The organism is Rhodococcus sp. 320_ES (assembly GCF_059691855.1).
Window position 1 is genome coordinate 474,451 of the sequence record NZ_JCAWAG010000004.1, and the last position, 20,835, is coordinate 495,285.

At 66.7% G+C, this 20,835-nt stretch carries 24 protein-coding genes; 2 read left to right on the forward strand and 22 right to left on the reverse strand.

The features are described from left to right. Window positions 1-43 precede the first annotated feature (43 nt). From AC59JP_RS16605 to AC59JP_RS16650, 10 genes are all read right to left on the reverse strand, one after another. Complete coding sequence (locus AC59JP_RS16605) at window positions 44-286, reverse strand: hypothetical protein (protein ID WP_497326892.1); 243 nt, start codon at window positions 284-286, stop codon at window positions 44-46. Further along, entirely contained in the window at window positions 283-777 is a 495-nt protein-coding gene (mce1N, locus tag AC59JP_RS16610) for a transport-regulating membrane protein Mce1N (protein WP_497326893.1), read from the reverse strand. Before mce1N ends, AC59JP_RS16605 begins: the two co-directional genes overlap by 4 nt. A gap of 11 nt (window positions 778-788) precedes the next feature. Continuing rightward, window positions 789-1,238 carry a hypothetical protein gene (locus AC59JP_RS16615; protein ID WP_497326894.1) on the reverse strand — a complete coding sequence of 150 codons (450 nt, stop codon included), beginning with the start codon at window positions 1,236-1,238 and terminating at the stop codon, window positions 789-791. 385 nt (window positions 1,239-1,623) lie between these two features. Continuing rightward, window positions 1,624-2,196, reverse strand: a complete 573-nt coding sequence (locus tag AC59JP_RS16620; RefSeq protein WP_497326895.1) for a hypothetical protein — start codon at window positions 2,194-2,196, stop codon at window positions 1,624-1,626. Next, window positions 2,193-3,167 carry a porphobilinogen synthase gene (gene hemB, locus AC59JP_RS16625; protein WP_497327097.1) on the reverse strand — a complete coding sequence of 325 codons (975 nt, stop codon included), beginning with the start codon at window positions 3,165-3,167 and terminating at the stop codon, window positions 2,193-2,195. Before hemB ends, AC59JP_RS16620 begins: the two co-directional genes overlap by 4 nt. Before the next feature lie 33 nt (window positions 3,168-3,200). Continuing rightward, the gene (locus AC59JP_RS16630; protein ID WP_497326896.1) at window positions 3,201-4,763 is read right to left on the reverse strand and encodes a bifunctional uroporphyrinogen-III C-methyltransferase/uroporphyrinogen-III synthase; all 1,563 of its coding nucleotides are present in this window, start codon (window positions 4,761-4,763) and stop codon (window positions 3,201-3,203) included. A 168-nt stretch (window positions 4,764-4,931) separates the two neighbouring features. After that, on the reverse strand, window positions 4,932-6,026 hold the full coding sequence (hemC, locus tag AC59JP_RS16635; protein WP_497326897.1) for a hydroxymethylbilane synthase: 1,095 nt from the start codon (window positions 6,024-6,026) through the stop codon (window positions 4,932-4,934). Next, window positions 6,023-7,384, reverse strand: a complete 1,362-nt coding sequence (locus AC59JP_RS16640) for a glutamyl-tRNA reductase (protein ID WP_497326898.1) — start codon at window positions 7,382-7,384, stop codon at window positions 6,023-6,025. The genes hemC and AC59JP_RS16640 overlap by 4 nt, the downstream gene beginning before the upstream one ends. Beyond that, window positions 7,381-8,136: a redox-sensing transcriptional repressor Rex gene (locus AC59JP_RS16645; RefSeq protein ID WP_497326899.1), complete on the reverse strand. Its 756-nt coding sequence runs from the start codon at window positions 8,134-8,136 to the stop codon at window positions 7,381-7,383. The genes AC59JP_RS16640 and AC59JP_RS16645 overlap by 4 nt, the downstream gene beginning before the upstream one ends. A gap of 114 nt (window positions 8,137-8,250) precedes the next feature. Further along, the gene (locus AC59JP_RS16650) at window positions 8,251-8,529 is read right to left on the reverse strand and encodes a glutaredoxin family protein (protein WP_497326900.1); all 279 of its coding nucleotides are present in this window, start codon (window positions 8,527-8,529) and stop codon (window positions 8,251-8,253) included. 136 nt (window positions 8,530-8,665) lie between these two features. On the opposite strand from AC59JP_RS16650, the gene AC59JP_RS16655 reads away from it, so the two are divergent. After that, window positions 8,666-9,604, forward strand: coding sequence for an HAD family hydrolase (locus tag AC59JP_RS16655; RefSeq protein ID WP_497326901.1), 939 nt, complete (start codon window positions 8,666-8,668; stop codon window positions 9,602-9,604). 5 nt (window positions 9,605-9,609) lie between these two features. On the opposite strand, the gene AC59JP_RS16660 is transcribed toward AC59JP_RS16655, so the two are convergent. The 9 genes from AC59JP_RS16660 to AC59JP_RS16700 form a co-directional block, all read right to left on the reverse strand. After that, window positions 9,610-10,662 (reverse strand): lysophospholipid acyltransferase family protein, encoded by a 1,053-nt coding sequence (locus tag AC59JP_RS16660; RefSeq protein WP_497326902.1) that lies wholly within the window; start codon window positions 10,660-10,662, stop codon window positions 9,610-9,612. Continuing rightward, complete coding sequence (locus AC59JP_RS16665; RefSeq protein ID WP_497326903.1) at window positions 10,659-11,771, reverse strand: NAD-dependent epimerase/dehydratase family protein; 1,113 nt, start codon at window positions 11,769-11,771, stop codon at window positions 10,659-10,661. Before AC59JP_RS16665 ends, AC59JP_RS16660 begins: the two co-directional genes overlap by 4 nt. A 251-nt stretch (window positions 11,772-12,022) precedes the next feature. Beyond that, window positions 12,023-12,124: a 30S ribosomal protein bS22 gene (locus AC59JP_RS16670; protein WP_003402602.1), complete on the reverse strand. Its 102-nt coding sequence runs from the start codon at window positions 12,122-12,124 to the stop codon at window positions 12,023-12,025. A 218-nt stretch (window positions 12,125-12,342) separates the two neighbouring features. Beyond that, the gene (locus tag AC59JP_RS16675; RefSeq protein WP_188543287.1) at window positions 12,343-12,582 is read right to left on the reverse strand and encodes a helix-turn-helix domain-containing protein; all 240 of its coding nucleotides are present in this window, start codon (window positions 12,580-12,582) and stop codon (window positions 12,343-12,345) included. 125 nt (window positions 12,583-12,707) lie between these two features. Next, entirely contained in the window at window positions 12,708-13,523 is an 816-nt protein-coding gene (gene proC, locus AC59JP_RS16680) for a pyrroline-5-carboxylate reductase (RefSeq protein ID WP_497326904.1), read from the reverse strand. Window positions 13,524-13,554: 31 nt separating this feature from the next. Then, a complete protein-coding gene (locus AC59JP_RS16685; RefSeq protein ID WP_497326905.1) occupies window positions 13,555-14,370 on the reverse strand; it encodes a thioesterase family protein in 816 nt (271 codons plus the stop codon). After that, window positions 14,367-15,206, reverse strand: coding sequence for a sugar phosphate isomerase/epimerase family protein (locus AC59JP_RS16690; RefSeq protein WP_497326906.1), 840 nt, complete (start codon window positions 15,204-15,206; stop codon window positions 14,367-14,369). The genes AC59JP_RS16685 and AC59JP_RS16690 overlap by 4 nt, the downstream gene beginning before the upstream one ends. Beyond that, window positions 15,203-16,213, reverse strand: coding sequence for an Rv0497 family membrane protein (locus AC59JP_RS16695; RefSeq protein ID WP_497326907.1), 1,011 nt, complete (start codon window positions 16,211-16,213; stop codon window positions 15,203-15,205). Before AC59JP_RS16695 ends, AC59JP_RS16690 begins: the two co-directional genes overlap by 4 nt. After that, entirely contained in the window at window positions 16,210-17,160 is a 951-nt protein-coding gene (locus AC59JP_RS16700; RefSeq protein WP_497326908.1) for a Ppx/GppA family phosphatase, read from the reverse strand. Before AC59JP_RS16700 ends, AC59JP_RS16695 begins: the two co-directional genes overlap by 4 nt. 69 nt (window positions 17,161-17,229) lie before the next feature. Between AC59JP_RS16700 and AC59JP_RS16705 the strand changes: the two genes are divergently transcribed. Next, window positions 17,230-18,027 (forward strand): DUF3109 family protein, encoded by a 798-nt coding sequence (locus AC59JP_RS16705; protein WP_497326909.1) that lies wholly within the window; start codon window positions 17,230-17,232, stop codon window positions 18,025-18,027. Window positions 18,028-18,037: 10 nt separating this feature from the next. Here the strand turns inward: AC59JP_RS16705 and AC59JP_RS16710 are convergent, their stop codons facing one another. The 3 genes from AC59JP_RS16710 to AC59JP_RS16720 form a co-directional block, all read right to left on the reverse strand. After that, complete coding sequence (locus AC59JP_RS16710; RefSeq protein WP_497326910.1) at window positions 18,038-18,721, reverse strand: winged helix-turn-helix domain-containing protein; 684 nt, start codon at window positions 18,719-18,721, stop codon at window positions 18,038-18,040. Between the two features lie 28 nt (window positions 18,722-18,749). Beyond that, complete coding sequence (locus AC59JP_RS16715; RefSeq protein WP_497326911.1) at window positions 18,750-19,898, reverse strand: sensor histidine kinase; 1,149 nt, start codon at window positions 19,896-19,898, stop codon at window positions 18,750-18,752. Window positions 19,899-20,002: 104 nt separating this feature from the next. After that, window positions 20,003-20,758, reverse strand: coding sequence for a phosphoglyceromutase (locus AC59JP_RS16720; RefSeq protein ID WP_497326912.1), 756 nt, complete (start codon window positions 20,756-20,758; stop codon window positions 20,003-20,005). Between the last annotated feature and the right edge of the window lie 77 nt (window positions 20,759-20,835).

Genomic DNA, 20,835 nt, shown 5'->3' on the forward strand with positions numbered 1-20,835 from the left:
GAGCTCCGACACTACGGATGGGTATTTATCCGGTTTCTCCTGGTCAAACCGCTCTGCGGGTCAGAATTCGCCGCACCGCGTCGATCACGAGGAGCGCCGACAACCCGAGAACGGCCACCGCTCCACCGATCCATGGCCCCGAGTAGTACGTCGAGACGAATCCGGGCGAACCGGGCAGCAGCGGACCGTAGCTGTCGACGCGTGTGCCGCCGCGGTACAGCAACACCGCGACGACGATTCCGAGTAACGCGGCTATCGATTCGACGAGCGCGACACGACGATTCATGCAGGGTCCTTCTTGCGTGCATCGACCAGTTCCGTCAACCGCTCGCGCAACGTCTCCTCGTCCTTCGCCCACGCCTGCACCAGTCCGCCGCCGCGCAACCGCAGGCCGACGCCGTGGCGCTTGCGCGGCACTCCGGACAGCTCACCGAGTGCGCGGGACAGCTCCCAGCGCTCGGGGTCGCCGCCGGTCTTCTCGTAGTCGGGCTCGGGGAAGACGGTGATGATCTCGTCGACGGGGACGTCCTCGGTCCCCTGCTGCAGCGTCTCGGTGGTGAGACGAACCGTCGCGTGCCGGCGAGCGGCCACGACCTGGATGTACGTGAAACCCACCAGAACCACCGCGATCACCGCCAGGCCGTACCAGTGCACGACCGGGCCGGTGAACAGTTCGACCGCCAAGGCGATCGCGCAGAAGATCGGGCCGAAGAGCAGCGTTCGCCAGCGGCCGCCCCACTCCTCGAAGAGGACTTCGCTCGTGTCCGGCTCGCTCATGTTCGGCTCGCTCATGTTCGGGCGAACCAGGGCTCGGCGGACGGACGGTACGACAGAACCGAGGCCACGAGAAGGAGTACCGCGGCCAGCAGGCCGAGGATGGGAACCACGATCAGACCGATCAGAGTGGCTCCGATCAACAGGAGGGCGAAGACCATCGACAGGGCGGCAAGCGCACGCCGAAACTTGATGTGACCGCGTCCGACCCGTCCGGTCATGAACCCGACTGCGACACCGACAGCGACGACCAGCGCACCGACGGCTCGGAACAGGGTGATGTACCCGTCGGCGTCGGTGGCACTGAGTCCGGCGGACGTCACGGACTGCCGAACGGTGTCGGCGGAGATGGTCAAGGACAGAAGACCCAGAAGCAGAAGGACCACCGCGGCTGCGGTCCAGGACCAGAACGCAATGGTCACCACGCGGGGTCGGGATACCGGGTTCACGCTCGAATCGGTCACGTCGACATCTTGCCCGGCCGTGCGGAGCCGACCAACTGTGGACCCGACGGAGCTGTCAGCTCAGGACAGCGGGAAGTATGACCACGGCCGCTGTGAGCACGCCCAGAAGGACGATCACCAAGATGAGCGCGACCTCGAGACGAGTGTTGCGTTGCGGCTTGTGTTGAACCTGCACGCTGCCCCCTGAAGCAGAAACTATGTGACTGCAATCACGGTACACCGCTGTGTGATCTAGGCCGCAGCGAGCCCGGAGGCGACGATCATCACGGTCACCGCGACGGCGACCAGAAGTCCGAGAAGTGCCCAGATGGATCCCGCCGACTTCTCGCGAGGTGGAGTTTTCTGCGTCATCGACGCAGCATAACCGTCACTTATGTAACACAGGTCACATTTTGGGACGTGTCGCGACGAAGTACTGCGTCGATTCCTTCCGATGCATCAGCACGATCGCACCGGCTGCGAGGACGGCCTGCAGAATTCCGCTCACACTCGTGAGAATCGAAACGGCCCCGCCGGACGCCGTCAGAGCGAAAAGCGACGGAATCGACGTGACGACGATGATCGCGCCGAAGAACGTCAAGACGGCACGGGCCCACATCTTTCCGGCGCGCATCTTGGTCACCACGAGCCAGAACAGGGCCGCCATGGCGATACCGAACACGGCAGCCACTGCAATGCCCGCGGTGAGAACGGAATCGACCGTCTCGGCGGACACCGTCACCGAAGGGTCCTGCGCCTTGACCTGTTCGAGGAGCTGCTGGACGTACGCGTCCCGGTCGGTGAACACCGAGTACATGCCCAGAACCAGGCCGAACAGACCCAGCACGACGACGCCGAACCACAGGTGTCGAGCCGTCTCGACATCCACCGGGGCCGTGTACTTCTCGAACTCGTTCGGTCCGGGCATCGCGCTCGGCGGTAGCCCCTCCGGGTGCCAGTTCCAGTTCGGATCGGTCACAGCCAGCCCGCCACTTCGGTTGCCCAGTAGGTCAATACGATGTCCGCGCCCGCGCGTCTGATGCCGACCAGCGATTCCAGGACCGCCGCGTCACGATCGATCCACCCGTTCTGCGCGGCAGCGGTGATCATCGCGTACTCACCGGAGATCTGGTACGCCGCAACGGGAACGGGAGAGACGTTCGCGACGTCACGCAGAATGTCGAGGTACGACATCGCCGGCTTCACCATCACCATGTCCGCGCCTTCGGCCAGGTCCAGTTCCAACTCGCGGACCGCCTCGCGCCGATTGGCCGAATCCTGTTGGTAGGTGCGCCGATCACCCTTCAGCGACGATCCGACCGCCTCGCGGAACGGGCCATAGAAGGCCGACGCGTACTTCGCGGTGTAGGCGAGTTGGCCGACGTCGGCGAACCCGGCGGTGTCGAGACCCGCACGGATCGCGGCTATCTGACCGTCCATCATTCCGCTCGGGCCCAGCAGGTGCGCGCCGGACTCGGCCTGCGCCACCGCCATGTCGACGTAGCGAACGAGCGTCGCATCGTTGTCGACGGTGCCGTCGGGCGCCAACACACCGCAGTGGCCGTGATCGGTGAACTCGTCGAGGCACGTGTCGGCCATGATGACGGTGTCGTCACCGAAATCGTCTCGCAGGCGGCGTAATCCGCGGTTCAGGATGCCGTCCGGGTCGCTCGCGAGCGAGCCCTGACCGTCCTTGTCCTCCGGCTTCGGGACACCGAACAGCATGACGCCGCCGACACCCGCCGTGACTGCCTGCTCGACGGCCGAGCTGAGCGAATCCAGCGTGTGCTGAACGACCCCCGGCATCGACGTGATCGGCCGCTCCTCGGTGATCCCGTCCGCGACGAACATGGGCAACACCAGGTGGCGTGGCTGCAGCGAGGTTTCGGCAACCAGGCGGCGCATGGCCGGGTTGCGGCGGAGACGGCGTGGTCGGTCGGTGGGAAAGATGAGAACCTCGCTCCGTTCGGGCTGTGTCAGCGCCTAGCGCCTACGACTCTTCTTCCGCGGCGGGGGAAGTGCTCCCTCGGCCCGCAGACGCGCTGCGTGCTCGGCAAGCGCTTCGACCAGCGGGCCGACCTGAGCCGTCTCCGGCTGCACGTCGACGCGGAGGCCGAACTCGACGGCCGTCTCGGCCGTCTTCGGGCCGATGCACGCAACCAGGGTGCGGGCGTGCGGCTTTCCGGCGATGCCGACCAGGTTGCGGACCGTCGAACTCGAGGTGAAGCAGACGGCGTCGAATCCACCGGTCTTGATCATCTCGCGCGTCTCGGCGGCCGGCGGTGCGGCGCGCACGGTGCGGTAGGCGGTGACGTCGTCGATCTCCCACCCACGCTCGCGCAGGCCCTCGGCCAGGGTTTCGGTCGCAATGTCGGCGCGAGGCAACAGAACTCGGTTGACCGGGTCGAACACCTCGTCGTACGGCGGGAAGTCCTCGAGCAGTCCGAGCGAGCTCTGCTCACCGGCGGGAACCAGTTCGGGGTTGATGCCGAACGAGCGCACCTTGTCCGCGGTCGCTTCACCGACGCAGGCGATCTTCACGCCCGAGAACGCGCGGGCGTCGAGCCCGAACTCCTCGAACTTCTCCCACACCGCACGCACCGCGTTGGTGGAGGTGAAGACGACCCACTGGTAGCGGCCGTCGACGAGTCCCTTGACGGACCGTTCCATCTGAGCCGGGCTGCGCGGCGGCTCGACGGCGATGGTCGGCACCTCGATGGGGATGGCGCCGTGAGTGACCAGACGCTCGCTCATCTCACCGGCCTGATCCTTGGTGCGCGGAACCAGCACGGTCCAGCCGTACAGGGCGCGCGATTCCCACCAGGACATCTTCGATCGCTGCGACACGACCTTGCCGACGGTGACCACGAGCGACCCGACGAGGTCCGCTCCGGCGTCGTTGAGAGTGGCCAACGTGGCTTCGACGGTGCGCTGCTGACGCGTGGTTCCGCGGACCGTGATGGCCGCGGGCGTCTGCGGTGCGAGGCCGTGTTCGACGAGGGCACTGGCGGTTTCGGCCAGATGACCCGCGGTGGCGTGCAGCACCAGCGGTCCCGGTGCCGCGGCCAGGGCGGCCCAGTCGACGACGCCTCGCACGTCCGCTTCGGTGTGCTCGGAGCCGAGCGCCATACCGGCGTAGCTCGGCACGGCCGAGCCTGCGGTCAGGCCCGGAAGCACCTCGAACTGAATCTGTGTCCGCGCGACCGCGGTGACCTCGGCGATGACCGAGTCGGTGGTGAGCGGATCGCCCGAGACCAGCCGGACCACGTCGTGGCCGTTCTTCGCCTCCGCGACAAGCGTTTTCGCGACCTCGGCGGGCTCGCCCAATGCGGGACGTACCTCGACTCCGTTGTCGCCGGTCTCGCTGTCACGCGGGTGATCGATGCCGACGAGTGCGATAACGCCCTTGTCGACATCGGGGTCGGTGAAGGCGAGTTCGGCCGACCCGAGTGCGTCACGGGCACGCACGGTGAGCAGCGCGGGGTCACCGGGACCGGAACCGACGAACAGGATCCGTCCCGGGGTGTTCTTGCGGACTCGGGTCATTACTTGTTCTCCAGTGCACTCTTGTTGCGGAATTTGAGTTCTATGGGGGTGGCCGGGCCCCGCTTCGGGATCAACCGTCCCGTGGCGATGCGGTCGGTGCTGCCGGGTCTCGGCGCGACCGGGCGCCGCAAGCGTCGGCCCGGTGCTGGCGTCGGCCATGCTTTGTTCTCACGCATCGGTCGATTCGCCTTTCGAGTTGGGTTCGGCGGGAAGGCCGGAGGCCGGCCGGGGTTCGGCGGGAAGGCCGGAGGCCGGCCGGGGTTCGGCGGGAAGGCCGGAGGCCGGCCGGGGTTCACTGACGTCGACCAGCGCACGGGCGCCGAGGTCGAGGAGTTCGCGGGCCACGGCGCGGCCCAATGCTTCTGCGTCGGATGGCTTTCCGACCGTCGACGCGCGGATCGTGTCGGATCCGTCGATCGCCGCGGCAACGCCGCGCACGGACAGTTCGTCGAAGATGCGTCCGTCTTCGTCGATGGATTCGACGACCTCCGCGATGGCTCCCACCGGCGCGGTGCATCCGGCTTCGAGTTCGGCGAGCAGAGCCCGCTCGGCGACGACGGCGACGCGAGAGTGCTCGTCGTCGAGCGTCGCGATCACCGCGGCGAGATCGGTGTCGTCGCTGCGGCATTCGACGGCGAGGGCGCCCTGCGCGGGTGCCGGGAGGAACTGCACGGGTTCGAGGGCCTCGGTGACGGCGTCGAGCCGGCCGATGCGCGCGAGGCCCGCCCGTGCGACGACGACGGCGTCGAGCTCACCGCTCGCCACCTTGCCGATGCGGGTGTCGAGGTTGCCGCGCAGCGGCCGGACGTCGAGACCGAGTCCGAGAGCACGCAACTGGGCCACGCGGCGAGGCGCGGAGGTTCCCACGGTGGACCCGGCCGGGAGTTCGCCGAGTACGAGGCCGTCACGAGCGACGAGCGCGTCTCGCGCATCCTCACGAGGCGGGATGGCGGCCACGACGAAACGCGGGTCGACGGCCGTCGGCAGATCCTTGTACGAGTGCACGGCAACGTCGATGGTGCTGTCGGCCAGCGCATCTCGCAGCGCCGCGGTGAACACACCGACACCGATCTCCTGAACCGGGGCAATCGACTTGTCGCCGGCGGTGGTCACGACGACCAACTCGGTGGTGAGACCGGCCGCGGTCAGCGCCGAGCGAACCGTCTCGGCCTGAGTTCGGGCGAGAAGGCTTCCGCGCGTGCCGATTCGAACGACGCGGCCGTCGAGGGCGCTACCGGGGGCAGCGGTGGCGGTGGAGGTCATTCGTCCGACCCTCCCTGTCCGTCCACGGTGAAATCGTCGACCAGAATTTCCATGGGCGACGCCACGGCCTGAACGGTGTCGGGCGAGAGCTCGAAGAGTTCGCGCAGCGCCTCGGCGTAGGAGTCGCCGCCGGGGGTGGAGGCGAGTTGCTTCACCCGCACGGTGGGCGCGTGCAACAGCTTGTCGACGACGCGGCGCACGGTGCGGGCGACCTCGTCGCGCTGCGGGTCGTCGAGGCCGGGCAGCCGCGACTCGAGACGCATGAGTTCGGCTTCGACCACCTCGGCGGCGCGCTGGCGCAGTGCGGTGACGGTGGGCGTGACCTCGGCAAGACGCTGACCGGACAGGTAGGCGGAGAGCTCGGTGGCGACGATCTCGCGCGCGGCGCGCTCGTCGGAGGCAGCGGCGCCGGCTGCGGGATCGCGCTGCAGCGTCTCCATGTCCCAGACGGTGACGCCCGGCAGTCCGGAGACGGCGTGCTCGACGTCGCGCGGCAATCCGAGGTCGCAGATCACGAGCGGGCGGTCGCCGGTGTTGCGGCGAGCGAGCGCGCGATGCACGTCGGCGATGGTGACGACCGCTCCGACCGCGCCGGTACAGGTGACGAGGATGTCCGCGTCGGCCAGCGCGTCACCGAGCTCGTCGAACGGACGCGACTCGGCCACCACACTGCCGTCGGCGACGGACGCCGCCAGCTGCTGCGCGCGGGCTGCGGTGCGGTTGACGACCACGACGCGGCCGACGCCGGAGCGGATCAGATGCGCGACGGACAGGCCGCCCATCGAACCGGCGCCCAGTACCACCGCGGTCTTGCCGGCGAGTCCGCCGACCACGTCCGACGCACGATCGAGCGCGACGGACACCACGGATGCGCCCGCGGAGTCGATTCCGGTCTCGGCGTGCACCTTCTTGCCGATGCGCAGCGCCTGCTGCGCGAGTTCGTGAACGACGCGCCCGGAGGCCTGCTGCGCGTCCGATGCGGCGTAGGCGGCGCGAATCTGGCCGAGAATCTGCTGCTCGCCGATGACCATGGAATCGAGCCCGCTCGCGACCGCGAACAGGTGCTCGGCCGCCGCCTCGCTGTACCGGACGTACGCGTGCTTGGTCAGCTCACCGAGCTCGAGGCCCGAATGCGTGGACAGCAGGGCACCGAGATCGGTCAGTGCGCCGTGGAACGCGTCGACGACGGCGTAGATCTCCACACGGTTGCACGTGGAGACGATCATCACCTCCGACACGTGGCTGCTCGCCATGACCTTGTCGGTCAGCTTCGGCCGCTCGGTGTCGCTGATCGCGACACGTTCGAGCACCGAGACGGGTGCGCTTCGATGCGAAATCCCGAGGAGAAGGACGCTCACGGTGCAATCACCGATCCGTTTCTACTGATTGACACTGACTGCGGTGCACAGGCCGCTCGGCCGAGGCGAGGGCTGCGGTCACCGACAAGTCCGTTGCGCACGCTGTTGAACGAGAGGACCTGTAGTTCGAGGGCGAGATCGATGTTCTTCACCTCGACGTGCGGCGGCGCGTGCACGTCGCCCTGCGCGAAGCTGAGAATGGATCGAACTCCACCCTTGATGAGTTCGTCGGCGACAGCTTGCGCGGATGTGTCGGGTGTGGCGATGACGCCCACAGAGGCGTCGAGCTCACGGCAGCCGGCGACGAGTTCGGAGACCGGTCGCACGACGAGACGGTCGACGACGGTCCCGATCCGGGAGACGTCGCTGTCGAACAGTCCGACGGTGGTGAAACCGAGGCGGTCGAGCCGGTAGCTGGCCAGAGCCGAGCCGAGGTAGCCGAGTCCGACGAGAACCAGGCGGTGACCGACGTCCAGTCCGAGAGTGGCTTCGATGCGCGTCCGGACGAACCGAACGTCGTAGCCGACACCGCGGACGCCGGTGGGTCCGAGGAACGACAGATCTTTGCGAAGTGTGGCCGAACCGACACCTGCGGCGGAGGCGAGTGCTTCACTGGAGACAGTGGTCACGCCGTCGTCGTCGAGCGAACCCAGGACCCGGAGGTAGGTCGCGAGTCGGGAGACCGTAGCCTGTGGGATGGGCCGAGTGCGAGAGCGCAGGTTACCCACCGGTACGCGCTGCTCTTCGCTCACGTCGGGTCCCCTCGGTCATCGCGGCTGGTCCGTGGATTGATTGACACCACGTTAACTGCTCGTACAGCGATGAACAAAGTCGCTCAGCCGTGCTGTAGGATGCGCCGGCCTCGGTCAATTTTTCCCCAGATCTCGACGTAGACGCTCTTCGTCGACGTCCCAGTAGCTGTGCTCGGCTCCGTCGAGCAGCACCACGGGCAGCCGGTCACCGAACTCCGCACGCAACTCCGGATCGGTCGTCGCCGCCTCGTCCACATCGATCACGGTCACCGTCGACCCGAAGTCCGCGAGAATCGCATCCAGCTGCGACTTCACCGCGACGCACGACGCGCATCCCGCACGGGTCAACAAGGTCACGCGGTGCTCCGTTGCACCAGCGTCTGTTGCTGTCATCACTCGATGATGCACCCGCAGGTGTACCTGCGACGATGTCCTGAGTCCGAGGTCACTCGAGGGGTTCGGGCCGACGGGTTCGGACTAGGGTGGCCGGTGACGAGAACGAGCTGAGTCAACGCTGGAGACATGGGAGGTGCGGGTGAGCGAGACCGGGGAGTCCGAGAAGCGACGACGGCGAATTCGCAATCCGCTCGGACCCACCGCTGCGCAGATCAGGGCCAGCCTGGCCGGCGAGGCGAGCGCCGACGCCGCCATCGCGATCCAGCAGGGTGATCCGGATCCGGTCGAGGAATCGTCCGTTCCCCTCGATCTCACCGCGGCTGCCTTCTTCGACGTCGACAACACCATGGTGCAGGGTGCCTCGATCATCCACTTCGCTCGCGGCCTGGCCTCCCGCAAATACATCACCACTCGCGACATCAGTGAATTCGCTTGGCAGCAGGTCAAATTCAGAGTAAGCGGCAAGGAGAACCTCGGCGACGTCGCGAGCGGCCGCGAGAAAGCTCTGTCGTTCGTCGCCGGTCGCTCCACAGCCGAACTCGCCCGGCTCGGCGAGGAGATCTACGACGAACTGATCGCCGACAAGATCTGGGCCGGCACCCGCGCCCTCGCGCAGATGCATCTCGATGCGGGACAGCAGGTCTGGCTCGTCACGGCGACGCCGGTCGAGTTGGCCTCCATCATCGCCAAACGGCTCGGTCTCACGGGCGCCCTCGGCACTGTCGCCGAGAGCAAGGACGGGGTGTTCACCGGTCGCCTCGTCGGCGACATCCTGCACGGCCTCGGCAAGGCACACGCCGTCCGCACGCTGGCGGTGCGCGAAGGGCTCGATCTGCGTCGATGCACGGCGTATTCGGACTCGCACAACGACGTTCCGATGCTCTCGCTCGTCGGCACCGCGGTTGCGGTCAACCCCGACGCCGACCTCCGCGAACTCGCAAAGAACCGGGGCTGGGAGATCAGAGACTTCCGCACCGGTCGCAAGGCAGCCAAGATCGGGGTGCCCACCGCGCTCGCTCTCGGCGCGGCCGGCGGCGGGCTGGCTGCAGTGCTGGGCCGCCGAAAAAGCTGAAAGCCTTAACCCAAGAACACGTTTCGACGGCGGGCGAGCAGTCTGTACAGCGTCTGCTGGATTGTTTCCCGCACGTGGTCCGTGACCTCGAACAGTTCCATCGGATCGTCCGCAGCCGACGCGTCGTAGCTGTCGGTGGCGATCGGCTCACCGAACTCGATGTACCACTTCGACGGCAACGGCACGGCGCCGAGAAGCCCGAACGCCGGGAACAGCGGAGTGATCGGCAGGTAGGGCAACCCGAGAATGCGTGCCAGCGTGGTCATGTCGCCGATCTTCGGATAGATCTCCTCGGATCCGACGATCGAGCACGGAATGATCGGCTTCTGCGTGCGCAGGGCAGCCGACACGAAGCCGCCGCGGCCGAACCTCTGCAGCTTGTAGCGCTCGCTGAACGGTTTGCCGATTCCCTTGAACCCTTCCGGGAACACCGCCACCAGTTCCTCGTCTCGCAACAGTCGCTCGGCGTCGGGCTGGCAGGCGAGGGTGTGCCCGGCGCGGCGCGCGATCGAGCCGGACAGCGGGAGCTCGAACACGAGGTCGGCGGCCAACATGCGCAGCGGGCGATGCGCCGGATGGTGATCGTGCACGGCCACCGACGCCATCAGTCCGTCGATGGGAACGACGCCGGCGTGGTTGGAGACGACCAGGGCGCCCCCGACGGCGGGAATGTTCTCGATGCCGCGTACTTCGACGCGGAACCACTTGTCGAACAGCGGCCGTAGGAGGGGCAGCCACACGTTGTCGGCGAAGTGCTCGTCGTACCCGAACGCATCCACTTCGTAGTCACCGGCGAGCCGCTTCCGGACGAAGTCGGCGGTACCTGCGACGCCGTCGATCAGAGTGCGTCGCACGGCATCGACGGCCGACTCCGATCCCGGGGCGGGGGCAACCACGGAACCGTTGGTAGGAACGCCCGCGATCTCGGGCGTCGGGTCGGATTCGAGAATCGTCGACGGATGCCGCTCGCGACCGTCGCTCCGTTCCCCGCTCGTCTGATCGAGCCGTCGAGAGCTGAAATTACCGCGCAGGGGAATGACTTTCGCCATGTCTCTCACCTCCCCCTCTGATGGTCGCCGGCCACACCCACGAGTGCCGGCGGCGAGTGCACTTCTCCTCCGAGCAAGCCTGTCACCCGGGCCTCGACGGCGTCCAGCCATTCCGACTTGATCACAGGAGACAGTCCCGCTCCGCGCACGAAATCGTCCAGAGCCTGCATGGTGGTCCAGCGGGGCACAAAACCGAGATCCTTCTTCATGCGCGTGGTGTCCAGACCGCAACCGAAATTGAAGTAGTCGAGTTGCTCCGTGGTGAGGCCGCGCAGCACCGAGCCCATCACCGATCGTCCGGCAGTCCGAAAGAGGGGGAACGGGATCGGGACCTCCACGCGGCCGGCGCGGCGAATTGCCTGCGACAGCATGACGATTCCGTCGGCGGCGATGTTGTAGGTGCCGGGCCCACCGCTCAGCGTCGCGCGCTCGAGCGCGGCGAGAGCGTCTTCCTCGTGCAGCAGTTGCATCCGTGCGTCCCGGCCGATGATCGACGGAATGAACGGCGACGTCAGATACCGGGAGACGGTGCCGTTGAGGCGGGGGCCGATCATGGGCGCGTTCCGCAGGATCGACACGGCGATGTCCGGCCGGCGGCGGCCGAGACCGCGTGCGTATCCCTCGGTTTCGATGGTGTCGCGCGCGAAACCGCCCTGCGGACGCACCTTGGCTCCCGTGTCCTCGGTGAACTGCGCCGGGTCCTTGGCGCTCGATCCGTACACCGCGGTGGACGACCTGAGCACCAGCTTCTGCACGCTGGGCGCCTTCTGACACACGGCGAACAGCTGCATTGCGCCGAGCACGTTCATGTCTTTCATGACCGTGCGTCCGCCGCCGGTGGGCGGCCGCGAGATCAGCGCTGCGTGCACGACGGTGTCGACTCCGGCGTTGCGAATGACCTTGCCGATCAACGGATTTCGGATATCCGCCCGGACGAACTCGGCGCGGCCCATCCGCCGGATCATGTCCTTGGAGGGAGCGACGGCATCGACGGCGATGACGCGATCGATCGCGGGATTCTGCGCGAGACGGCTGGTGAGGTATCCGCCGAGGAACCGCGAGGCGCCCGTGATCAGAACCACCCGAGGAGTCGGTGCGCCTCGATCGTCAGCAGCCACTGCGTTGCCCCCCAACGGTGTCGTTGCTCGGGCCCGAAACTGGTCGGGCGATGATCGACTCGTGTAGCCCCAAGAATGGCACGACTTCCCGGGTTGTGCCCATGAACAGACATTCGGTCATGCACTTGGTGAACAGCCACGAGTCCGTTTTTTCGATTCTCGAACGACACGATTGTAGACCTCGTCGCGAGCACCGACGACACAAAAATGCCCGCCACCTGCGACAGGCGACGGGCATCCGCGTGATGAAACTATTTGCCGAGTTTCCTACGCTGCACGCGTGTCCTGCGAAGCAACTTGCGGTGCTTCTTCTTCGACATGCGCTTGCGACGCTTCTTGATCACTGAACCCATAGCGGGTGACCCTCACGTTCTTTCTTCGTTGCTCGGTGTGAAAACGAACAGCTGACAACAGGACAGGTACCGATGCACGCGTCGGCGCCGATGGGGCGCCGCAGCCGCGACGAACCGTCATACTACCGCCGGACACCGTCCACACCGAAACTCGCCCCCGTTCCCGCTGCTGGGCAGTCGGGATCGGGCGCGAGAGGACGAAAGCGCGACCGGGCAGGTCAGCCCGCGTCGAAGTACGACGTCTCCAGGTAGTCGTGTACCGCCTTGGCGTGCACTCGGAACGACCTGCCGACTCGTACAGCCGGCAACTCGCCACCGTGTACCAAGCGGTACACGGTCATCTTGGACACCCTCATCAGCGTCGCCACTTCGGCGACCGTGAGGAACTGCGTTCCGGCAACCGCCGGTTGACCGTCGGGGGACGAACCCTTCGACGGCTTGTTGATATTGGACGCCATCTATTCACTTACCTCCGGCACGTCCGCGCAGCAGGCTTCCCCTCCTGCTGAACAGACACGCACGTGCTGGGGAGAGCTTAGCGGGACTTGTGGGGTTTCTGCGACACATGTGGACTATCGGGTTTTTATTCGTGTGCCCGGCCGAGGTCCACCGAACGCTGCTTCGCGGCATCCAACGCATCCAAAAATGCAGCTCGGAGTCCGTTTCTCTCCAATTCGGAGACCGCAGCTGCAGTGGTTCCGCCGGGCGAAGTCACCGCCGCGCGAAGCTCCGTGGGGGTCTCACCGGACCGATCCAGCATCGCCGCGGCGCCCGTCATCGTCTGATTGACGAGTTCGGTGGCGGTTGCGCGCGTCAGTCCGAGGCCCACCGCGGCGTCGATCATCGCCTCCGCGACCAGGAAGAAGTAGGCCGGTCCGGACCCCGAGACGGCCGTGACGGCGTCGATCTGGCTTTCCGGCACCTCGGCCACCCTGCCGACCGTTCCGAGGATCTTGCGGACCACCTCGAGATGCTCGGGCCGAGCGTGGCGACCGGGCGACATGACGCTCATCGCTTCACCGACGAGCATCGGTGTGTTCGGCATCACGCGAATCACGGCCATGCCGGCGGGCAATTTCGGCTCGAATCGGCTCGTCGGAATGCCGGCGGCCAACGACACGATGATCTGCTCCTGCTCGCCGTCGATCTCACCGGCAGCAATTTGCGTCACCACGGCGTCGACGTCGCCGGGCTTCACGGCCACCACGATGACGTCGGCGCCCTCGACGGAGTCGGCGATGGACCGCGTAGCAACACCGAACTCTTTGCCGATCTCCGCCGCGCGCGACTCCGACTTCTCCGCGACCACCAGGTCCTTCGGAGCAAAGCCTGCTTCCACCAGTCCCGCGATCAGCGCCTCGCCGATCCGGCCGCCACCGATCACTGCAATCCTCGTCATGGCGGCAAGCGTGCCATGTCGAGATGAAGTGCTAGCCGAAGGGGACCATCGCGAGCTGGCGACTCTGCACCACTACCGCGCCGGTGGAGTCGACGACCGTGTGGTCCTCCTCGAACCACGTCTCGCCGATGACCGAGCTCGACGCGACCACTCGCAGCCAGCCGGGCGCGGGGCGTCGCCTCAGATACGTGGTGAGCTGCACGGTCGGCGCCCACCCGAACATCCCGCGGTTCATCGTGGCGGGCGGAGAGATGTCACCGGTCATGATCGCGAACAGTGCCGCCGTGGTGGGGTCGGCCTCGTCGGCCGGCTTCGGACGCACCCACAACCTGATCTCCGACTCCCCCGTCGACCCGGTCAGAAAGTGCGCCGACGACGGATCGATCCGCATGTCGCACCCGGTGGCCACGTGCACGATCTCCGACATGGGATGCCCGGTGTCGATGGCCTGCGCATCCGCGGAAGGCTCCGCCGGCATCGACAGCGACCCCAGCGTGTGCCGGGGAGCCGCCGAGTCCGGAACACCAAGCGTCACAACCGCTCTCACGGCAGCTCGGCCATTCTGCGACAGCTCGACGTCGACGTGGGATACCCGACGGCCCTGCTTCCGGACCACGGTGTGAAGGGTGACCGGCCCCGGGTCGGGCGCGTTCAGATAGTTCGCGCCGACCGCCAGCGGCACCGTGTCGTCGGCACCGAGTCGCGTCATCGCGGCGGCGCCGCACAGGGCCATCATCACCCCGCCGTGCACCTTCGGACCGATGGTCCAGGTGTCGGCGATCGCCGCGTCGAAGGTGTCGTCGTCGCGCTGGGTGAGCGTCGTCAAATCCTTGAAGGGCGAGTTCATGCGAGGTGCTTCCGTCCGAATTCCAGGGCACGTGACAACATCGCCGCCCGCTCCGGTTTGGTGCGTGCGTTCTGCGTGTTGATCTCCACGGCCGCGCGGCCGTCGAAGCCCTTCTTCATCAGCGCCGCACACACCTCCGCCACGGGGACGGTTCCGTCGCCGGGAATCAGATGCTCGTCCACCGACGCTCCGCGCCCGTCCGCCAAATGGAGGTGAGTCAGACCGTCGCCCATCCTCTCGGCCATCTCCATCGCATCGGACCCCGCAGTCGCGACGTGGGAGAAATCGAGCGTGTAGTGCCGGTGACCGACGTCGGTGGGGTCGTACGTCGGCTGGAATGCCGTCACCGACGGACCGGGTCCGCCGCGCTTACCCAACCGGCGCGCCGAGCCTTCCTTCGCGCCGAACAGACGGTCCGCTCGCATGGGAAACATGTTCTCCACGGCCACCACCACGTCCGAGCGGTCCTCGAGCCCGGCGATCTGATCGGCGAAACCGTCGGCGTACTTGCGTTGCCACCGGAACGGCGGGTGGACCACGACTGTTTGGGTGTCGAGATCCTGTGCGGCCTGCACCGACCGAGCCAGCTTGGCGACGGGATCCGCTCCCCAGATTCGCTGCGTGATCAGCAGGCAGGGGGCGTGCAGCGACACCACCGGCATCGAGTACTTGCGGCTCAGCGCGGCAACGGCGGCGACGTCCTGGCTGACTGCGTCGGCCCACACCATGATCTCGACACCGTCGTACCCCAGGTCGGCGGCGAATCGGAACGCCGATTCCGTGGTCTGCGGATAGACGGATGCCGTGGAGAGGCCTATGGGTATCCGGACGCTCAAGTGGTGCTCAGGATGAACGCCAACGGTCCGAGCGTCACGAAACCACCGACCAGCACGGCAAGCAGGATGCTGACGATGTCGTCGGTCCTACGCAGTACGCGGACCACCGCCACGAGCCCCACGATGACGAAGAAGGCCAACACCAGCGCGACCCACGGGAGGACGTCCCACAGGCGTTCGAAGCCCTTGAACAGAGCCGCACCCATGACGATGGCAACCAGGCCTTGGCCGACGATTCCGGCCCACTGGCGCAGGGGGCTGCGCTTGCCGGTGGGGGCGGGGTCTTTCTCCTCGAGATCGCCGGCCTCGGACTCTTTCGCCTCGGGTTGCTCGGCCTCGGGTTCGTCGGTGTCGGGCGCTTCGGTCTTGGGTTCGGTCTTCGTCTCGGTTGTGGGCGGGGCGTCGACCACCGCGTGGGCGTCGGTGTCCGGGGCGTCGTCGATCACGGGGGCTGCGGGTGTCGGGGCTGGCTTCCGAGCCGGCTTCTCAGGGCGCAGCTTGGGGATGAGTGCCGTCTCCGCGGCGTCCGACTCCACGGCGCCCGACTCCACAGCCGTGTCCTCGTCGGGCTCGACCTCGGCCATCGCGAAGGTCCGAGTGGTGTCCATCGTCGACTTGGACGGTCGGTCCGGAATCTCGCCCTCGGTCGGCCAGACGGGAGCTTTGACCGGGGCCTTGGTGGGGGCTGGGGCCTTGGTGGCATGGGCCTTCGCGGCAGGGGCCTTCGGTGGTGCGGGGCGGACGGGCTCGGGGCGCTTGACCTCGGGACGCGGGGGTTCGGGGCGTGCGGGTTCGGGCCGGACGGGTTCGGGTCGTGCGGGTTCCGCAGGTGCAGCCTCGGCTTCCGGCTCGTCCTGCACCACGGGAATCTCACCGGTCAGTTCGGCGACCGAAATGCCGCCCGCCATTCCGCGCCGACGGCGCCCACCTGTGCTGACGCGCTGGCCGTTGCGGGCCAGAAGCTCGGCCACGGACACCTGTTGGCCGTCGGCAGGTTCGTCAGTCATCGCAGTTCCACCGTCTCTCCGAAAGTCTCCGTATCGAGTTGGCGAAGAATCAAGCCTTCCCGAAGGGCCCACGGGCAAATCTCCAAAGAATCGACCGACAGCGCACGCATGCCTGCCTCGGCCACCAGCGCGCCGGCGACGAGTTGCCGCGATCGATCCGTACTCACGCCTTCCAATTCTGCACGGTCCGCCGCGGTCATTCGAGAGATGAACGCGATGACCTGGCGAAGACCGTCGGACGTGAGGGTCCTCTTGACGCGTGGACCAGCGGCGGACGGCGCCGCACCGGTCAGGCGGGCCAGTGATCGAAACGTCTTGGATGTGCCGACGACCCGGTCCGGCGCCCCCGGTTCGCGCAGCTTCTTCGCGGGTTCGACGAGTTCCGCGTCGAGCCAGTCCCGCAGGACGGCGACCCGTCGCTTGCTGGGCGGGTCCTCGTCGAGCCAGTCCCGCGTCATGCGGCCGGCGCCGAGTGGAAGCGAGATGGCCATGTCGGGGTTCTCGTCGACCCCGGTGCTCAGCTCCAGCGACCCGCCGCCGATGTCGAGGTTCAGGATCCGTCCGGCACTCCAGCCGTACCAACGACGGACGGCCAGGAACGTCAGCCTTGCTTCGTCGTCGCCTTCGAGAACCTGCAGGCTGACCCCGGTCTCCTTGCGGACGCGGCCCAAGACAGCGTCGGAGTTCTTGGCGTCGCGGACAGCGGAGGTGGCGAACGCCATCAGCTCGCCGCAGCCCGACGACTTGGCGATCGAGGCGAAGTCGGCGACCGTGCGCACCAGCCGATCGGCGCCCTGTCCGGTGATGTCACCCGAATCGTCGGTGTTCTCGGCCAGGCGAAGCGCAGCCTTGGTGGAGCTCATGGGAGTGGGATGGCCGCCGCGATGAGCGTCGACCACCAACAAATGAACCGTGTTGCTTCCGACGTCGAGAACACCTAATCGCACACGCACACGGTACTGGGTCTACGGTCGAGCACTGTGACACCTGGTACGTCTGCGGCCCCAGAGGTCGACATGGACTTTCCGCGCGAGTGGGTCGAATTCACCGATCCGAACAATCCGGAACACGTCATCAAAGCGGACTTCACGTGGCTTCTGTCGCGGTGGACGTGTGTGTTCGGTACCCCCGCCTGTCAGGGAACGGTCGCCGATCGTCCCGACGACGGGTGCTGCTCGCACGGTGCCTTTCTCTCCGATGACGAAGACCTGCAGAAGCTCGAGAAGTCCGTGAAGATGCTCCGGGCCGACGAATGGCAGTTCATGGAGAAAGGGCTCGGCAAGAAGGGCTTCGTCGAAGCCGACGAGCTCGACGACGAGCAAGCGCTACGCACCCGAAAGCACAAGGGCGCCTGCATCTTCCTCAATCGTCCCGGCTTCGCCGGCGGCATCGGATGCGCTCTGCACAAAATGGCGCTGCGCAAGGGAATCGAGCCGCTCGAGGTCAAGCCCGACGTGTGCTGGCAGCTACCGGTACGGCGCACGCAGGAGTGGAAGACGCGCCCCGACGGGGTGCAGATACTCGAAACCGTCATCGCCGAATACGACCGACGCGGCTGGGGTGAGGGCGGCGCCGACCTGAACTGGTACTGCTCGGGCTCCCCCGACGCCCACGTCGGCACCCGCCCGGTGTGGCAGTCGTACGGTCCCGAACTCACCGAACTGCTGGGCAAGGACGTGTACGCCGAACTCGCCGCCCTGTGCCGTCGCCGCGCCGGATTGGGCCTGATCGCCGTGCACCCCGCGACGCGGGAGGCGGAGCGGCTGGGAAAGGTCACCGGGCAGGGGACGTCGCACACGGATTTGGGGAGTTGATTTTCGGGGCTCAGCCCTCCAGCTTGTAACCCAACCCGCGCACGGTGACCAGGTGCGCCGGCTTGGCCGGGTCCTTCTCGATCTTCGAGCGCAGACGCTTCACGTGCACGTCGAGCGTCTTGGTGTCGCCGACGTAGTCCGCGCCCCACACCCGGTCGATCAACTGGCCTCGAGTGAGCACGCGCCCGGAGTTGCGGAGCAGGTATTCGAGGAGGTCGAACTCCTTGAGCGGCAACGTGATCTGGGTACCGTCGACCATGACTACGTGACGCTCGACGTCCATCTTCACCGGACCGGCTTCGAGAAGACCGTTGTCGATGATGTCCTCGCTGTCGGACCCACGACGAAGCACCGCGCGAATACGAGCGATCAGCTCACGCGCCGAGTACGGCTTGGTGACGTAGTCGTCGGCGCCGAGCTCGAGTCCGACCACCTTGTCGATCTCGCTGTCGCGAGCCGTCACCATGATGACCGGCACGCCCGAGCGCGACCGCAGTTGCTTGCACACGTCGGTGCCGCTCATGCCGGGGAGCATCAGATCGAGCAGAACGATATCGGCTCCCGCACGGTCGAATTCGGCGAGAGCGGACGGGCCGTCGCCGACGATCGTCGCGTCGAACCCTTCCTTGCGCAGCAAGAACGCGAGGGGGTCGGCCAACGACTCCTCGTCTTCCACGATCAGCACGCTCGTCACAGGGCCTCCAGGGTCAGTGCTTCGTCGGTCATAGTTGGTCGTCCTCGATGTGGGCTGGAATGTTCAGGGTGAAGGTGGAGCCGGTGCCGGGCTTGCTCCACAGAGAGATGCTGCCGTTGTGGTTGGCCGCAACGTGTTTCGCGATCGCAAGCCCGAGGCCGGTACCGCCGGTGGCACGCGAGCGAGCCTTGTCGACGCGGAAGAAGCGCTCGAACACGCGTTCCTGATCTTCCTTCGCGATGCCGATTCCGCGGTCCGTCACGGCGATCGACACGACGTCTCCGCGCAAGGAGCGGCTCACCGAAACCGGAGCTCCCGGAGGCGAATACGCGATCGCGTTCTCCACCAGGTTGGCCAGCGCCGTCACCAGCAAGCTCTGGTCGCCGAGCACCTCGAGGCCACTGGGATGGTCGGTGGTCACGGCGATGCCCGCCGCCTCGGCCTTGAGCTCGGACCGCTCGAGCGCCTGCTTGACGACGGTGTCGACGTCGACCACTTCCAGGTCCGGCAGCTTCTCGGCGCCCTGCAGTCGAGAGAGCGAAATGAGTTCGGAGACCATGTTTCCCAGACGCGTCGACTCGCCCAGCATCCGTTCGCCGAAGTGCATGACCGACACCGGGTCGTCGGCTGATTCGAGCAGCGCCTCCGCCAGCAGGCTGATGGCACCGACCGGCGTCTTGAGCTCGTGCGAGACGTTGGCGACGAAATCGCGCCGTGTCGCCTCCATGCGGACCGTCTCCGAATCGTCGTCGGCGAACAGAACGACGAAACGCCGGTCCTGTTGGCTGAGCAAGCGGGCGACGGCTCGCACGGCGATGCGCTTGCGCCCGCGGGTATCAGGAACGTCGGAGCTCAGATCGACCTCGACGTCCTCACCTGTCTCGAGGACGCGGGTCGCTGCTTTCCACGCTCGTTCGTCGAGGGCGCGGTTGCGAACAAGTCCGAGTTCTTCGGCGCGTGGATTGAACAGGACGACGTCGTGAAACTGGTCGACGACGGCGATCCCGCTGTCCGACGCCAACACGATCAGGTCCAGAACCTGCGACATCGTCAGGCCCGACTCCTGGCGCTGCCGAGTGGAGTGCCGGGTGTTGAGATACGGGATCAGAACGCCGCCGACGAGGTATCCCAAGATCGCCGCAACCACGGCGATCAGGACTACGGACGCGACATTCACACCAGAATCGTACGGTCGGAGAAATGGTTGCCCGCGCAGGGTGGGCCGGGATTTCTCCTGGTCACCAGCCGCTGCACGGGCGTTTCCTCACCGTTTACCTGTTGTTATTTCGCGCCCTGGTTCGCGACCGCTGCCGCACCCGCCGCCGCCGCCTGCGGATCGAGGTACGTGCCACCGGGGTTGGTCGGCACGAGCTTGCCGTCCTTCTCCTCGAGGTCGTACTGCAACGGAATGCCGGTCGGGATGTTGAGTCCGGCGATGTCGTCGTCGGAAATGTTGTCCAGGTACTTCACCAGCGCGCGAAGCGAGTTTCCGTGCGCAGCGACGATCACGTTCTTGCCCGCCAGTAGATCCTCGGCGATGGTCTCCTCGTAGTACGGGATGAACCGCACGACGACGTCCTTCAGGCACTCCGTCAACGGCACCGACTCCAGATCGGCGTACCGCGGGTCGGCGTCCTGGCTGTACTCGCTGCCGACCTCGATGGGCGGGGGCGGCGTGTCGTAGCTCCGGCGCCACAGCATGAACTGCTCGTCGCCGAACTTGTCCTTGGTCTCCGCCTTGTTCAGACCCTGCAGAGCGCCGTAGTGCCGCTCGTTCAGACGCCAGTCGCGGACCACCGGAATCCAGTGGCGGTCTGCGGCGTCGAGCGCAATGTTCGCGGTGCTGATCGCGCGGCGCAGAAGTGAGGTGTACAGGACGTCGGGCAGGATTCCCGACTCCTTGATCAGCTCGCCGGCGCGCTTGCCCTCGGCCTCGCCCTTGGCGGTCAGGCGCACGTCCTGCCATCCGGTGAACTGGTTGGAGGCGTTCCATTCGCTCTCGCCGTGACGAAGCAGGATCAGGGTTCCGATGCTCATGCGGGGAAGTTTCTCACGTCGGAGGACGGTGGCGCGCGTCTACTCGTCCAGCGGATCGTGGAACCGATCCGGTCGCG